Genomic DNA, 15,285 nt, shown 5'->3' with positions numbered 1-15,285 from the left:
ACGGGCCCTGCTGCCGGGCGAGGAAGCGGACAACGCCGCCCACCGCAAGGTCCGTGCCCGGGTCGAGCACGTGATCGGCCGCATGAAGAACTACAAGATTCTCCGCGACTGCCGGCAACACGGCAACGGCCTCCACCACGCCGTCCAGGCCGTCGCCCACATGCACAACCTCGCCCTCGCATCATGACCAGAAGACTGTCATCACGGGCCCTGACCTGCCCAAACGCGGCCTTATGCAACAGCCTTTAGGCGCGAAGGGTGGCTTGAGATGCCCTCCCAGACCGGCCGGGCGGCGCTCGACGCCGTGCCCGCCACCGCCAGTGCAGATGTGCCCGGTCAACAGTCACAGCCCCGGTCCGAGCCCAAAAAGTGGCCGGACCTTCCGATCCAAGAACGATGAACGACACCCCTTGATGGAGATTCAGGTGAACACGAAGGCAACGAGTCGGCCGCGTCCTTTCCGCAGCAGAAGTGTTTCTGCGCCGGCAGCCGTCGCGGGCGTGGTAGCCCTCGGTTTGACGGCCGTGACGTCGGCGCCCGCAGCGAAGGCCCAGTCCGCCGCGTCCGCGACCAAGTCGACCAAACCAACCGTCGTACTGGTGCACGGAGCCTTCGCGGACTCCTCCAGCTGGAACGGCGTGATCACCCGTCTGCGGCACGAGGGGTATCTGGTCGTGGCTCCCGCCAATCCCTTGCGCGGGCTGGCGAGCGACTCGGACTATCTCAAGAGCTACCTCAAGACCGTTCAAGGACCGATTGTGCTCGTCGGTCACTCCTACGGCGGATCCGTGATCAGCGCCGCCGCCGTCGGCAACCCGGAGGTCAGGGCGCTGGTCTATGTCGCCGCGTTTCTTCCCGACAAGGGCGAGACGATCGCGGAACTCGGTGACAAGTTCCCGGGAGCGACACTCCCCGCGGCCTTCGCCCCTGTTCCCTATCCGTTGCCGGGCGGCGGCACCGGCACCGACCTCTATGTGCAAAAGGACGCATTCCACGACGCCTTCGCCGCCGACGTACCCACGTCAATCACCGATCTCATGGCCGTCACCCAGCGGCCGCTGGCCGCGTCGGCCTTCGACGACAAGGCCACGAAGACAGCCTGGAAGACCATCCCGTCCTGGGACCTCATCACCACCAAGAACAACGCGATCGCCCCGGCCGAGCAGCGCTACATGGCCAAGCGCGCCCACGCGTACACCGCAGAGGTCAAGTCCTCGCACGCCGCCCCCGTCTCCCACCCCGCCGAGGTCAGCCGCCTCATCGAGCGGGCCGCCCGAGCCACCACCGAGTGACCCCCGGGCCCTCGTGCCGATGACGGCCCGCCGCCTGCGAGCGCTCCCGCAGCTGTACGCAGCTCCGAAGCAGCCGTGGAAGCGTTCACGGCGCCGGTCATGGACGGCCTCGGGGGAACCGAGACCACGACCCATTTGGAGGCCTTCCGGCAGCCGGACGGCCGCATCGTCTTCTCGGCCTCGCGACCCGGGCCGACGGCAGCTGAATGCCGCACCACGTCAGCAGGGTGGGGCCGGCCCTGGCCTTGCCCGAGCCGCGGCCTTCGACAGCAGGCGAAGGTCATGGAAGAGCCGCTCCGTCGGTAGTCCCTGACGGGCCGAAGAACTGATGGATCGACATCATCAGCTGCCAGACCTGGCGGGCGAGGGCGTCGGGCTCCGCGCTGACCAGCCCATGGATCCAGTCGGCGAACACGCCGGTGAAGACGGCAGCGACTGCCGAGTCAGCCGTTGCGGAGTACGGCGCCCGGCTCGCTGCCGCTCGAAGCGGGAACGGGCCCTCAGTTCGTCAGCTTGACTCTGAAGCTTCTATAGATCGTCAAGCCGTGGGAGACGGCCTGGGTGCGCCGCTGAATGCGGTGGTATACCTCGCGCGCGACGAAACGCTTGAGGCAGCGAAAGATGTCCTTCGTCTTGAGTCCTTCGAGGGTGCGTCGAGGATTTTGAAGTTGCCGAGATTATGTGCCCAGGGTTCGTCAGGATTTCAGTCGGCGTATCCCACGCTGGTCGAGGTAGTTCTGAAAGGCAGTCGGTCGGCGAGATGTGGGGGCTTCCTCGGTTGGTGGCAGTCCGCTGAGGCGCTTGATGTTGACGGCGATGGCCGTAGTGGTGGCGACATCCGTGATCACATCGGGGCCCTCGACAGCGCAGGTCTCGGTCAGATGAGCAGCGAAGCCCTTCCAGCTGATGATGTGTCCGTGCCGTGCGTAGCGGACCGAGGTGTCGTAAGGAGAGACGATCGCCAGGGATGAGGGGGCAGTCCGGGCCCGCCGTCCTTCTCGGAGGTGCGCCAGCGCAGGTGGCCTGCGGTGTCGCGGTGATAGTTCTGCTCGACGCCCGCCGTATCACCCGCGCAGGAGCCGCTTGGACCCGGCAGTCCCGGTTCGTCGAACCCGCCACCTGACGTCAAGTCCTTACGGTCCGGTGACGCCTGACACAGGGGTCTGTTCGCGTAGGCACCAGGCGAGTGCGCCCGGCCATGGACCATATCCGTCTGCGGGGGTGACGTGGCCGGCGGCGGGGAGAACGTCGCACTCCAGGTTGAGCGCAGTGCTCCATGCGCGTGGGTCAGCAGGCGCGTATGGATCGGTCGCCGAGACGACCACATGCGGCGGCCTGGCCGACGCAGCAGCAAGGAGCTCACGGTCGACGTGCTCAAGCTTGAACTCTTCATTGCCGTTGGCCACGGTGAATGCTTGATCACCTAGCGGGGACACCAGCAGCACCCGGGTGACATGCAGATCCTGAGGCAGGGTCTGGGCGGCACGCAGCCACAAGGCGCAGCCGAGGGAGTGACACACCACGACGCGTTCCTGGTCGCCGAGTTGGGCCAACTCGGCGTGCAGGAGATCGATCCATTCGTCCACCGATGGCTGCTCGGGCGCGGGGAACTGCGGATAGAGCACTTGCTCGCCTCGCTGGCGCAGGACCTCGGTCAACCACCACATCCAGTGCTGCCGCGGGCGGCGGTGCTGCACGCCGTGCACCATGAGGAAGCGCCGCGCCGGCGGAGACGAGTTGGGCGTCTCGGTCATCTGTTTCCTTCATCGCGGCGGCCCTGATCTCCACGGTGCCGGTGAGCTGGTACGGCAACTGTACGCATCCATGAATGGTCCTCGACCTCTGGCATGGTCGAGGACCAGGAGAAACAGTGGAACCGCCCCGCGAGCACGTGGTGGCTGCCAGATCATCGTCTGCCGCCTGGCCGTCCGCCCCGTGCACCGTCCCCGCGCCGGTATCGGTCCCGATGCGGCCTGAGTGCCGAGGACTTGCCCGGGCCGGGCGGAGCTCACAGGCAGGCGGCGGCTGCCGCACTGGCCGAAGCCGAGGACGCCGACTCGGGCGATTACGTGATAGTCCTCTGCATCGTCTCGTCACTGCCAACCCGGCTGCCGGGACGCGCGAGGTTCCCGCAGCCCTGGCTGTCCTCGAATTGCCGCCGGCCGGCGCCGTCATCGCGGCGCTCGGCCTGCGCCGCGCTCCGGGCCGGTCGGCGGCTGCGGACCGGGGTGACGGATTGCTCTTCATCGACCACGCCGTCGCGCCTGCATCGGTCCGGGCGCCGCGCCGGGTCCCGTGATCCGCGCCGTCGTGCTGCCCGGTTCCCGCCTCCTGCGTCCCGCGACTTGTCGCGCCGCCAGGCGGCTGCGGCAAGCGTGCAGCCGACCACCGGAACGGTCGGTCTCCGGTCGTGGCTCGCCCGGCGACTTGCCCGAAACGCCCCTTGGGGGAGCTGCTGCCCGCCGCGCGGTCGGGGCTGTCGTCACGCCGACTGAGGTGGGTGGGTGTCCAGGAGTTTGGCGAGCAGCTGATGCAGTTGCCGCTGCTCCGCCGGGTCGAGACCGGCGAGGAGCGCGGCCTGCACCGCATCCGTGTGCGCTTGGAGCTCTTGGAGGTAGGCGCCGCCCGAGGGGGTGAGGCTGATCACGTTGCGGCGCCGGTCGGCCGGGTCGACCTCGCGGTCGACGTGCCGGGAGCCTTCGAGACGGTTGAGGATCCCGTTGACATCGTTGCGGTCGAGGCCGAGACAGCGCCCGATGTCCGCCTGGCTCAGTGCCCCATACTCCTCCAGCGCTGCCAGGACGGCGAAGTCGGCACGGGCACTCAGCTGCATACGCCGCGTCGTCAGCCGGGCGCCGAGCGTCGCCACCTTGTTCGCCTGCCAGCTGGCCAGCGCAAGCAGGCGTTGCGGGGGGCGTGTAGGCGGCTCCGTGGTCGTCATCCCACGATCCTAACCGTTGGACCCCCCAACAACTATGCATTACGTTGAGGAGGCCAACGTTGGATAGGCCAACGAAAAGAGTCTGGTGTGGCATCCGTCACCCAGCGAGGTCTGATCCGCCGCGCGCGGCCGGATCGGCCGCACATCAGCGCGGCCGCACATCAGCGCGGCCGCACATCAGCGCGGCCGCACATCAGCGCGGCCGCACGTCCGCCCCGGCGGGCGGGGCCGTCTCCCGAAGGAGAACACCAGCAATGATCCTCATCACCACACCCGGCAAAGTGGGTCTCGAAGCGGCGCGGCTCCTCGCGCAGCAGGGCAAGGATGTGCGCGTACTGGCACGTGACCCGCACAGGGCAGCTGTCCTGGAGCAGGAAGCAGTGCAAGTGGTCGAAGGCGATCTCGACGCTCCGTCGACCATCGATGCGGCCATGCGGGACGTGAAGGCAGTAGTGCTGGTCAGTCCCGCCGTGCCGGCCCAGGAGCTGAACGTGATCGCCGCCGCCGCCCGCGCGGGTGTCACCCACCTCGTCAAGGTCACCAGCAAGGCGTCCGCGGACTCCCCGATCGCCAGGCAGCGGGGGCAGGCGCAGATCGAGGCCGGCCTGATTGCCTCAGGGCTGGGCCACACCCTGCTGCGCAGCAACTTCTACATGCAGAACCTCCTCATGCTGGCCCCCGCCATCGCACGGACCGGCCGCTTCGGCTCGTCCGCTGGCGCCGGGAAAGTGGGGTTCATCGACGCCCGTGACGTCGCCGCGGTGGCGGCCGAAGTCATCTCCTCCCCTGCGACCCACCTGAATCGGACGTACCTGCTCACCGGCCCCGAGCTGCTGTCCTACTCCGACGTCGCGGCGACCCTGACGACAGTGCTCGGCCGGGACGTCGCTTTCGAGGAGCGCAGCCGGGAGGAGGACAAGCAGGCGATGGTGAGCGCCGGTGTGCCGGAGCCGACAGCCGCGATGAACGCCCACGCAGTCAGCCTGATCGCCGACGGCGAGGCTGCCTGGCTGTCCGATGACCTACCAACCGTCCTGCGCAGGCGGGCCCGGACTTTCAGGGAGTTCGCCGCCGATCACGTCACCGCCTTCTCCTGACCTGGCTGCGGGTGCGGGACTGGTCCCCGGTCCTGCCCGCTCCGCTGCTGCACGCGGTGCGCCCGCTGCTGGCCGCGGTGCGGCGCCTGCGCCCGGCCGGGCCGCCCGACCTGCGCACCGCCGACCACCCGGTGCCGCAGCGGCGCACCGTCACCGTGGCGCAGGAGGACCTGCTGCAGCTGGCCGCCGCGGCCGGCCCGCTCGAAGAGCCGCTGCCGCGCTGGCCGCAGCCGAGGACGCCGGCGCTGACGGCTACGCGACGGTGCTGCACCACCTCGTGCAGGCCGCCCCGGTCGCCTGGACCGTCGAGGTGACCGCCGCACTCACTGCCCTTGCCCGCACGGAACCGCACGCGTTCTGCCCCGCCACCATCGCAGGCGCTGTCCCCGGCGGACGAAGAGACGTCACGTAAAGACGCTGGGCGGTGAAAGGTCGGTTCCGGCACGCGGGTGTGAGAGACGGTGATCACATCGCGAGGAGGGCCACCAGGCGGGCATGGGCGCGCAGTGCGGGCTGGACATTCTGCTGCCAGCGGGGGCCGGTCGCCACCGCGCCGACGGCGAGTGTCCAGGCGTTGATCCGGGCCGGGTCGCCGCGGTGGTGTGCAGCGAGTCGGCGGTTGGCGTAGCGCAGGCCCTTGAGGATCTCGCGCACCTCGGCGTCCGCGGTGGCGGCGGGGGCGACCAGGTGGTGATCGTTCTTGATCGTGTCGGTGGTTACCGCGCCGTACAGAGTGTCGGCGATCGTGTCCCACCTGGTCTCCGCGCCGCTCACGCGCAAGGTGACCGGGTTGGTGAAGCTGCGCGCGCCCGGTGAGACAGGCTCATGGGTCGGGGCCAGGTGCGGGGCGACGGCGGCCGGGACGGGCGGCGGGATCACTTGCATCGGCGTGCTGGTCCACGCCGAGTGGAAGGTCTGGCCGGGCCCGCCGGGGGTGGTCTGGTACATCTGGAAGTAGTAGCGGGTGTCGTTGCCCGCGAGTGCGTCCTCGGCGTTGCGGGCGTAGTTCTCCAGGGTGATGACGTCGTTGCCGTCGACGGCGACCACCCCGGCCCAGTGCGATCCCCAGGTCCGCGGTGTCATGACCACCGGGTTCACGCCGCCGATGGGGCGGTAGTAGTCGGTATGCGTGGGCGGATTGGCGCCCATGCCCAGGCTCATCCCGGCCACCCCGCCGACCAGGGAGGCCGTGCAGAACGCCTCACCGACACCGGGGGCCACGAACTGGTTGACGCCGTAGTGCTGGAGATCGGCGACGAATCCCGCCGCGGCGGCGTGCGCGGCCTGCCCGTACGGGATGGCGATCGCGCGCGCGGTGGCGCCGCGATTGGCCACCGAGGAGTTGTCGAGGTCTGCGGGCTGCGGCGGTGCCAGCAGCTGGCGGGCAACGGAATACTCGACCAGCGGGTTCGGTCCCAGCACCGGGTCGACGTCGAACCGGGGCGTCAGATGCTGGGCGCCGACGACGCGCTCGACCAGGTCGTTGCACGCCTGCAGGCCATTGGTGGTGAATCCGGTCGTGCCGTCGACGGTGTTGACGGGTGTCACCCGCAGCAGCACATTGCCGTTGACGGTGATCTGCTGCTGGTTCGGCCCTCCGGCGTCAGGCACCAGCCGGTAGGTTGAACCGACCATCGCCAGACGGTCGTTGCTCGCCGTGACGATCGCCGCGGTGGCGTAGAACGCCTTGGGCTGACGAACATTCAGGTCACAGTCCTCGATGGCCAGGCCGCCATTGGCCGACAACCGGATCGGCGCGGCGGCGTGCGGGGTCGAGACCAGCGCCACCGCTCCGGCATTCAGGAACGACGAAGCGACCGCGCCCACACCCTTGTTCTGGCCCACGAAGGTGTCCTGGGCCTGGGTCGGTGCGTGTGTGCTGGGGTTGGGAACGACCAGCCCGGCGGCCGCGCGGTTGGCCGGCGCGACCACGGTGTAGAACTGCGTCGCCGCGCGGGCCCGGGCCCGCGGGCGGCCGGGGATCAGCACCTGCTGCCCGCGCGCGGCCCGCCTTCCGGCCATGACGGCCTCGGCCTCCAGCGCACGCAGGTCGGCGCCGGGCCACACCCGCCCGTACCGCTGCTGCAGCACATGCGCCAGTTCGTGCCCCAGCAGCTCGCGGCCGAAATCGTCCGAGGGGGTGCAGCACACCCCGGCGGCGAAACGCACCTCGCTGCCGTGCGTGGCCGCCAGCGGTCCCCCGCGATCCGGTCCGGGAGCCCCGGGCACTCCGTCCCACCCGACGCACACGTCCCCGAACCCGGCCCCGAACAGTTCCTCGAACTCCCGGCGCACGCTTGCGCGCATACCTCGAACACCGCTCATCATTCCCCCTGCCGACTGCAGCTCCCCGTGAGCAGTTCGCCGCCCGGCGGCCCCCGGGCCCGGCCTTTGACGGTACTGCGGTGCGAGTGCGGACATACGGGCTTTGCCCATTGTTCGGTGGACACGCGGCTAATGCTGCAGGGCGGCCTCCCCTGGGGCGGCTGTCCGGTGGCGGAGTGCTTTGCCGGGCGCAGACTTCCCGCTCGGGAAGGGGTGGAGGGGGCGGGCGGTGTAGACGTCGACGGTGTCGCGGGCCGGCCCCCGGTCGCCGAGCACGAGCACCTTCGTGCCGAGAGGGCCGTCCAGGACCAGGACCAGGACCGATGCCCATGACCACGGGCGGCCGCCGCAGGACTTCCTTGAGCAGGACCACTCGCAACTGGCCCCTATGACCGGGGTGGTGGCAAGGAAGTGGGCCATGAGCGGCGCCATGCCGACGACGGTGACCCGCCGGCCCTTCCCGGCCAGCGCCTGCGTGACCTGTTCGGCAAGCTCCTCATGCCGACGGGGTGCTCGGTGGCGAAGCCGAGGCCCTGAACAGGCCGGTGCACGACCCCGTACGCCTGGACGGCACAGCCGCCCAGCGGTGCCAAGCCCGTACGGGCGCCCGGCAGCCAGCGCGTCAGCGAGCAGCCGCCGGTGATGCTCGGACAGACCGCGCAGGCTCCTGCCGCACCCGGTCGCCGGTCGCGTCGCTCGCCGAATCGCAGCACGTCGGCTGATTCAGCGGGAGCGCTCAAGTACGCGCCTGAGCCACTCGGTTCGCGCGCGGCGGGCTTCACGCGTCAGGAGCGCGGTGCCGGCGAGGGAGTCGAAGCCGTGGAAGGCGCCGGGCCAGACGTGCAGTTCCGCGTCGCCGCCGGCGCGCCAGAGGGCGTCGGCGTAGGCGACGGTCTCGTCGCGGAGGGTCTCCGCCGAGCCGACGTCCAGGTAGGTGGGTGGCAGCCCGCTCAGGTCGGTGGCGCGGGCGGGCGCGGCGTAGAGCGGCAGGTCCGCAGCGCCGTACCGGTCGCCCAGGTAGCTCTGCCAGGCGACGGTGGCCGACGCCTTGTCGAACAGGTCGAGACCGGTCATCTGGTGTGCGGAGAATGAGTCGAGGCGGTCGTCGAGCATGGGGCACTGCAGAAGTTGCCCGATGGGCCGCGGCCCGTCCTGCCGGTCCCGGTTGAGCAGGGTCAGGGCGGCGGCGAGCCCACCGCCGGCGCTCTTGCCCCCGATGATCACCCGCTCATCGTCGATGCGCACTTCGTCGGCGTGGTCGACACTCCACAGGAGTCCCGCGTGGCAGTCCTCCAACGGCCCCGGGTAGCGCGTCTCCGGTGCCAGCCGGTACTCCACGGACACGACGGCCAGGCCCAGAGGGGCGGCCCAGTCGCGGAGCATCTTCGGCAGGACGGACCAGGCGTTGCCCATGACCAGCCCGCCGCCGTGCATGTAGTACAGCACCGGAAGCCGCCCGGTGAGGCCTGCGGGCCGTGCACACACCAGTGTGATGTCCGGACCCTCATCGACTCCTGGAACGCTCAGCTCCGTGACCTCGAAACGGCCGTCGGCCCGCAGTTCGGCCGCGGTGGGACGAGGACGACTCGCGGCGTCCCGCTGCCGGTGCGCAACCAGACCGTCCGAGGTGAGTCGTTGTTCCGCCACGTCGCCCAAGGCGGCCAGGGAAGCGCTCAGTTCCGCGTCGAACGGCGGAGCCTGTGCACGGGTGCCTGCTGCGGAGGGGGACGGGGGCGTCTCACGGGCGGTCACGAAGCTAGATCCTCACATGTGCAGTGCCTGCAGACGACGTCGGGGCCGCACGGCGCGGTCGATGCTGCGGGCACCGGCGCCCACCACGGCCCGGCAAAGGGCCTGTCGGGCTTGGACCCGGTGGTGCGCGCGCTGGACTGCCTGCTGGACATGCCTCCGCTCAAGTCCGCACTGCCCGACGGAATCTTCCCCCCCGCCACGGGGGCGAAAGATCCCCACTGCTGCACCGATCTCGTCAGTTGAAGCCGAGCATGCCGGGAGTGTCGATGCCGACGGTGACGACGCCAGGCGGGTAGTGGTCTTCGTGCTCGGTGAGCAGGATCGACATGCCGGTGAACTCAGCACGCGGCAGCGCGCAGTACAGGGCGTGGCAGGTGTCGGCGCCGCCGTAGCCGTCGCGGATCATCGTGCCGACGGTGGTCGATGCCATCGTGTCGAGGGGGTCGACGACCACGGAGGAGAACGAAAGGACGCGGCGGTGCAGGTGTTCTTCGTCGGCTTCAGCCTGCATCAGGCACAAGGCCGGGATACGGAGCAGGTCGCCGGGGCTCTGGGCCATGTTGCCCGCGAGCAGGTTCAGTGCCTTGTGGCCGCCGGCGAGGGCCTTGACGGCGCTGGTGTCCAAAATGATCACGCTGCTGGGTCCTGGGTGGCGCGCACCTTCTCAGCGGCGATCTTGTAGATGTTGCCCCGCACATCAGGAGCCTGGTCGAACTCGGCATCACTGACATCGAGCCCGATCACGCGCCGCACCACCTCACGGTCCGCCGCCAGCCGCTGGGCACGCTGCGCCGCGGTGGGCTGCTCGACGGCGAGGGCCTCGACCAGCTGCCCCAGACTCATGCCCCGTTCCCTGGCGAGCTCGGCCAGATGGTCACGGACCTCACGGGGAACCTGAATCGTCGTCGTAGCCATAGTGGAACTATAGAGCATCCATAGAATCTGTGGCATGCCGTAGCCGACGGGATCATCCCCGCATACGCGGGAGCGGGACACCGATCACAGCCCGGCGAGGAGCCTGTGGAGCGTGGACCCGACGGTGCGCGCTGGACTGCCTGCTGGAGCAAGCCGCCCACCGGGCCCGCGCGGGCGCCGCAGTCCCTGACGGCGTTCTCGATCTGATTGCTGGCTCGCTGCCGCGCGCGGCAGCGAGCCAGCAACGCACGGCGGGCTGAGCCTGGTGCGCACCGTGCTCGCCCCGGCTGCAGTGGATGCGGACGCCGGCATCGGCCTGGCGCCGCACACATGCATCTCGCGCCGCCTGGCCGTCAACACCCCCTGCACGGCCGCCCGCCGGCGTTCAGTGCTTCTTTGCCCCCGCCTCCACACTCAGCCATGGGGGCGGCTGGCGCCCGGCCTTTGCGCGATCTGACCTGCGGGTCTGCCCTTGGCTGTCTCCCGCCTCCGTGGCCGCACCGACGGCACGACGAAGGAGACGGCTGCCGCACGCGGTATTTCCTCGCACTGCAGGAGCGTGCTTGCGAGGCTGCGTCAGCGCGGAGCGTGTCCTGTGGGGAGAGTGTCGGCGGGGTGGTGGCCCGTCCGGGGGCTGGGAAGTGATGTCCGGGCGGTCTCGTGCTGGAAGGCATGGGCGATGCCACGTGCTTCGATGCCGGCCTGGCGCAGGACGCCGGTGAGGGGATTGGTGTAGCCGGTGAAGTACAAGCGCGGAGCTTCGGCGTGGGTCTTTGGCCCTGCGGTGAGGGGGAGCCCGTTCTCGTCGAGTACGCCCAGGGGCCCGAGCAGATCGTGCAGGTTGGTGCGGTATCCGGTGGCGGCGATGACCGTGTCGGGCTGCAGCCGGCTGCCGTCGGCCAGTACCACGTCGGGGCCGTCGAACCCCTGGACGGCTGCGACCGGTTCAACCTGTCCGGACCGCACCGCGTCCACGAAGCCGTGGTCGAGCACCGGGTTGACTCCTTCGCGGGCATTGCGGGTGTACAGGCCCGTCCTGGGGCGCGGCAGTCCCTGTGCGGTCAGGTCGGGCACCGCGAGACGTTGCGCGAGCAGGGAGGTGCGGTCGCGCCACGCCAGGGGGAGGACTTCGGTCAGCCGGCCGGCCGCGTGCCACCGGGCGCTGGAGCGCGGCAGGATGTTGGGCGCGGTGCGCACCGCGATCCACACCCGCTCCGCTCCTGCCCGGGCCAGCACGCAGGCGATCTCTGTTCCGCTGTTTCCGGCGCCCACCACCAGGGCGCGCTGCCCGTGGTAGGGGGCCGGGGAGTGGTAGTGGGCCGAGTGCAGCAGCGTGCCGGTGAAGGCCGCGCGCCCGGGCCAGCGCGGGATGTGCGGGGTGTGGCAGCGGCCGGTGGCCACCACGACCGCACCAGCGGGCAGGGGGCCGTCCGGGGTGCGGAGCAGCCATCGGGCACCCGTACCGGGTTCGGCCTGCTCGATACGTAACACCGGGGTGGCCAGTTGGACGTCGAGCTGGTGGTGGGCGGCGTAGCTCTCCAGGTAGCGCACGTAGTCGTTGCGGCTTACCCACGGGCCGGCCTGGCGCGGTAGCGGCAGGCCGGGAAGTTGTGAGGCGCTGGGGGTGGTGTGTAGGCGCAGATGGTCGTAACGCTGCGCCCAGCTGGCTCCCACGCGGTCCGATCGCTCCAGGAGCACGGCCGGTGTGCCGGAGCGGCGCAGCAGCGCGGCGGCGGCCAGGCCGTACGGGCCGGCTCCGACGACGATCGTGGGGGCGCTGACGTCGTTCTCTGGTGTGAGGGGCATCGCCTCCTTCAACGGCAGCAAGCGGTTCACGTCACGCGAAGACACGCGGTGTGGGCAGTGCGGATGCCGGCAGCTCACCGCAGCGGCGGCTGACGTGGCCGCCAGAGGCGCATAAGGCCAGACTTCAAAGTGTTGCTGGGTGAGTACAAGCGAGCTGTAGCCACCTATCTTTTCCAAACTTGAAGAGGTCGCTCGTCCTGGCTTCCGGTGAGCGGCACGTCACCGGTGGAGGTCCCTGATGGCGGCCGCTGTCGCGGCGACGATGGTGAATGCGGCGAGGACGACCAGCACCGCCCGGAGCGCTGTCATCCGCCGGCTTGCGCAGAACTCGTTGCGCGAGCCGCAGTCCGCTCCCATCCAGCGCGCAGCGCTGGGACGGCTGTTCCAACCCTCTGCCGTCCGGGCTGGATCACCGGCGGCGTCCAGCTGCGCGCACCACCGGCAGAGGTCCTCCTCCCGGTCGGCGAGGCAGCGGGCGGGAGGGGAATCAGGGCAGTCTTTGAAACCTTCCATGCCTCCTCAACGACCCGGCGCGGGGCATCGCCGCAGTGGCACTTGGGGGCCGCACCCCGGTATTTGCCTCATATATGAACCGGGTGTATGCGGCTGCCCCAGCGTCTTGCGGCAGCCGGTGCCTCAAGGGCCTGGCAGGGGTCAGCAGTACCGCGGATCGCGCTCCAGAGCCAGCACGGGACGGCCCGCAGCGCGGTGCAGGGTGTCGGCGAGGACCTCGGACCGGTTCAGCGTGCCGCTGCCGTCAGGGGAGATGAGCCAGCGCAGCGGGCCCCAGCGACGCTGCGGCGCCGGAGCAGTGATCCACGCGCCGTCGCCCACGCACCGTACGCCAGTACACCTGCAGCGCGCGCTCGTGCCGGGCGAAACGAAGAACCCCACCTGACAGCGCTGCGCGTCCCACAGCACGGGACCGGGCCGCAGCAGCGGCAACTCCTCCAGCACACCGGCAACGCGCAACCCCAGCGGCTCCGGCACGATCACCACATCCCACATGCGCCCCGCGGGAAGCAACACGATGCCGCTGAGCCCCAGCAGCCACTCCCGCCGGCAGGCAGGCGGATCCTGCGACACCGAAGCAAGCCACTGCGAAGCGCTTGAGCCCTGCCACACCCTGTACCCACCGTCCTCATCAACCTCATCGCCCCGGCCCCGTCCGCCCTCACCGGGACACCCGAAAAGACGGCGGGCTCCTTCATCCGCACCGGTCGGCGTGCTTCCGGCCCGATGGCGCCCTCAGTGCAGCGGTTGCATCACAAGCACGGCTAGAAGCCGGATGCACTTGTCGCTCAAACGAGGGAACGCAGCGCACGATCAGGGGCGTACACCGCGCGAGCGCGCCCCGCTGGATGATGTTCACACCCGGTCATGACCCGCCTCCCGGGTGACATGAGCGCCCCACTGTTGCCGGGCGCCCCGACGCTGGCGCCGAAATACGGTATATACCCTGACAAAGCGCACCCTCTGCTGTGCCGCAGAGCGGCACAGCAGAGGAAAGATCCATTACCCCTTTCCCAACGGCGATCAACCTCGCCGCCCGTGTCGCTTCAACGTCAACTCCCCTGCTGCGCCGCACGCCGTCCACCCAGCTCCGCCACCGCTGAAACCATCCGCCCGCTTGCGGAGCGGCTGCAGGCGTGGGCCCGGATCGGCTAGGTCGACGCACACACGTGCGCCCGTCTGCTCGCTGCGCACCTGGTCGCGCACCCGCCCCACAGCGCAGACGCCGCGGGTTCCACCGAACGTGACGGAAGCAGCGCAGTGATGGACCGGACAGGGGAGGCCGCGCTGCGTCTGCTGGCCGGTCGCCCTGGTGCTCAAGGGCTGCCCGCCCGAGCGTGCCGTGGACCTTCAGCAGCAGGCCCGGACGGCGTTCGGCCCCGCCCCCGCGACCACCGAGGTGGAGTAAGTTCTGCACGCGGGCACCGAGCAGGTCGACGGCAGCGAGGAGTCACTCGCGCTTGCCTGGACGACGGCGACGGCCCACGGGAAGCCGTCACAGTCGGTGAAGGGCGTGTTCGATTCCTTGATGAGCGCCGGGATGCGCCGTGCGATCGTGGGMGGTGGAGGGGGGCCCGGCCGTACTTCGTCTATCGGGTGTCGTCGGGTCTGCCTGCGAGGGATCCGCCTATCCAGAAGGGCAGTGCCTTTTGGTCTTTACTCAATGACCGTCGTATGGCGTTGACCAACTGCACCTGTGCTTGGGCGGGCGCGCTACTGGCCTGTGCGAACTCCTCGACGCTCAACGGATTGTGCATCGGGTCGCGTGCCGGGTCACGCGCCACCTGGTTCAGGAACACGTTGATGGCTTTGCCGAAGTTGTCGATCTGTCCGGCGACGTCAGCGGGGGCGACCAGGCTGGCACGGGTCAGGGCTGCGCTCCATTCGCTCCAGTCGTAGTCCCAGCCCTGCTGGTCGGCATGGGCGCGGCTGATGGTCATCGTGAACTTGGCGTAGTGGCTGATCAGTTCCTCGTAGGCGATCAGCTGCTTGTCCCGCAGCCACTGACGGTCCTGGGCACGGTGGGTGACGATGCCCCCGACCAGGACCCCGATCATGGCGGACAGCGCTCCGGCGGCCGTTGTCACCAGTGTATCCAGCAGTGGTGCCACCCGAGGCTCCGCATTCTTTGTCGCCAGAACGTCAGCGGCTCGAACCTACTGGTGACCGACCTCCGGTGACAATGCCCAGCCTGCGCTGGCGCAGGCAGCCGTAGCGGCGGGTCCCGCGAGCAGGATCATCTTCCGGAAGAGTTCGAAACCAGCTAAGCGACCTTATGTGTCGATGGGCCGGAGGCGGGCGCGTGAGCGGGCATCACTACGAACAGGGACACACCCTGGCCGGTTAGATCGGGTGTGTGATCGCCGTCCTGGGGCTGTCGGTGGCCGGGGTGGGGATGTGCCTCGGGCCAGGCCCCGTCCTCCGGCCGGGGCTGGGGGCCTGGGGTTCAGCGTGCTGGTGACCTGGGGCTGCACCTCACGGGCTGGGGCAAGTCGTCGTGGATACGTCCGCCATCCGAGCGGAGCCGGCGCGTGCGGGACCACGCCGCTCGTGCGGGCCACCCCGGCTGCCTGGGATGCCGACTGGCCGGGCGAGGCTGAGGGGCAGGGCGAGGGAAGGGGCACGTGGCGGCGCGGGGTATGGC

General features: G+C 69.8%; 14 protein-coding genes. 4 read left to right on the top strand and 10 right to left on the bottom strand.

Annotated elements, in window-relative coordinates; genetic code table 11:
• Both FGF04_RS31015 and FGF04_RS31010 read left to right on the top strand, forming a co-directional pair.
• The coding region (locus FGF04_RS31015) for a transposase family protein (RefSeq protein ID WP_149514694.1) at window positions 1-187 on the top strand (187 nt) is incomplete at its 5' end.
• Between the two features lie 226 nt (window positions 188-413).
• Window positions 414-1,292, top strand: coding sequence for an alpha/beta fold hydrolase (locus FGF04_RS31010; RefSeq protein ID WP_149514693.1), 879 nt, complete (start codon window positions 414-416; stop codon window positions 1,290-1,292).
• 1,133 nt (window positions 1,293-2,425) lie between these two features.
• Here the strand turns inward: FGF04_RS31010 and FGF04_RS31005 are convergent.
• Window positions 2,426-3,046, bottom strand: coding sequence for an RBBP9/YdeN family alpha/beta hydrolase (locus FGF04_RS31005; RefSeq protein ID WP_149514692.1), 621 nt, complete (start codon window positions 3,044-3,046; stop codon window positions 2,426-2,428).
• Window positions 3,047-3,774: 728 nt separating this feature from the next.
• The gene (locus tag FGF04_RS31000; protein WP_149514691.1) at window positions 3,775-4,233 is read right to left on the bottom strand and encodes a MarR family winged helix-turn-helix transcriptional regulator; all 459 of its coding nucleotides are present in this window, start codon (window positions 4,231-4,233) and stop codon (window positions 3,775-3,777) included.
• Between the two features lie 254 nt (window positions 4,234-4,487).
• Between FGF04_RS31000 and FGF04_RS30995 the strand changes: the two genes are divergently transcribed.
• Together FGF04_RS30995 and FGF04_RS30990 are read left to right on the top strand one after the other, a co-directional pair.
• On the top strand, window positions 4,488-5,330 hold the full coding sequence (locus FGF04_RS30995; RefSeq protein WP_149514690.1) for an NmrA family NAD(P)-binding protein: 843 nt from the start codon (window positions 4,488-4,490) through the stop codon (window positions 5,328-5,330).
• An 11-nt stretch (window positions 5,331-5,341) separates the two neighbouring features.
• Window positions 5,342-5,644 carry a hypothetical protein gene (locus tag FGF04_RS30990; protein ID WP_149514689.1) on the top strand — a complete coding sequence of 101 codons (303 nt, stop codon included), beginning with the start codon at window positions 5,342-5,344 and terminating at the stop codon, window positions 5,642-5,644.
• Between the two features lie 151 nt (window positions 5,645-5,795).
• On the opposite strand, the gene FGF04_RS30985 is transcribed toward FGF04_RS30990, so the two are convergent.
• The 8 genes from FGF04_RS30985 to FGF04_RS30950 all read right to left on the bottom strand — a co-directional run bounded on the left by FGF04_RS30985 (window position 5,796) and on the right by FGF04_RS30950 (window position 14,752).
• Window positions 5,796-7,637 (bottom strand): eCIS core domain-containing protein, encoded by a 1,842-nt coding sequence (locus FGF04_RS30985; protein WP_188114306.1) that lies wholly within the window; start codon window positions 7,635-7,637, stop codon window positions 5,796-5,798.
• Window positions 7,638-7,784: 147 nt separating this feature from the next.
• Window positions 7,785-8,087: a hypothetical protein gene (locus FGF04_RS30980; protein ID WP_149514687.1), complete on the bottom strand. Its 303-nt coding sequence runs from the start codon at window positions 8,085-8,087 to the stop codon at window positions 7,785-7,787.
• A 291-nt stretch (window positions 8,088-8,378) separates the two neighbouring features.
• Complete coding sequence (locus tag FGF04_RS30975; RefSeq protein WP_235882589.1) at window positions 8,379-9,407, bottom strand: alpha/beta hydrolase; 1,029 nt, start codon at window positions 9,405-9,407, stop codon at window positions 8,379-8,381.
• A 235-nt stretch (window positions 9,408-9,642) separates the two neighbouring features.
• Window positions 9,643-10,041 (bottom strand): PIN domain-containing protein, encoded by a 399-nt coding sequence (locus FGF04_RS30970; RefSeq protein WP_149514686.1) that lies wholly within the window; start codon window positions 10,039-10,041, stop codon window positions 9,643-9,645.
• On the bottom strand, window positions 10,038-10,322 hold the full coding sequence (locus FGF04_RS30965) for a hypothetical protein (RefSeq protein WP_149514685.1): 285 nt from the start codon (window positions 10,320-10,322) through the stop codon (window positions 10,038-10,040). Before FGF04_RS30965 ends, FGF04_RS30970 begins: the two co-directional genes overlap by 4 nt.
• Before the next feature lie 576 nt (window positions 10,323-10,898).
• Window positions 10,899-12,128, bottom strand: a complete 1,230-nt coding sequence (locus tag FGF04_RS30960; RefSeq protein ID WP_149514684.1) for a flavin-containing monooxygenase — start codon at window positions 12,126-12,128, stop codon at window positions 10,899-10,901.
• A 654-nt stretch (window positions 12,129-12,782) separates the two neighbouring features.
• Entirely contained in the window at window positions 12,783-13,214 is a 432-nt protein-coding gene (locus tag FGF04_RS30955) for a hypothetical protein (RefSeq protein WP_235882588.1), read from the bottom strand.
• Window positions 13,215-14,230: 1,016 nt separating this feature from the next.
• Window positions 14,231-14,752: a hypothetical protein gene (locus FGF04_RS30950; RefSeq protein WP_235882587.1), complete on the bottom strand. Its 522-nt coding sequence runs from the start codon at window positions 14,750-14,752 to the stop codon at window positions 14,231-14,233.
• Window positions 14,753-15,285 lie beyond the last annotated feature (533 nt).

It is taken from the genome of Streptomyces apricus, assembly GCF_008369065.1.
In the GTDB taxonomy this organism is placed as follows: domain Bacteria; phylum Actinomycetota; class Actinomycetes; order Streptomycetales; family Streptomycetaceae; genus Streptomyces; species Streptomyces apricus.
Note: the sequence above shows the minus strand (reverse complement) of the source record. Positions and strands in the feature narration are given on the sequence as shown.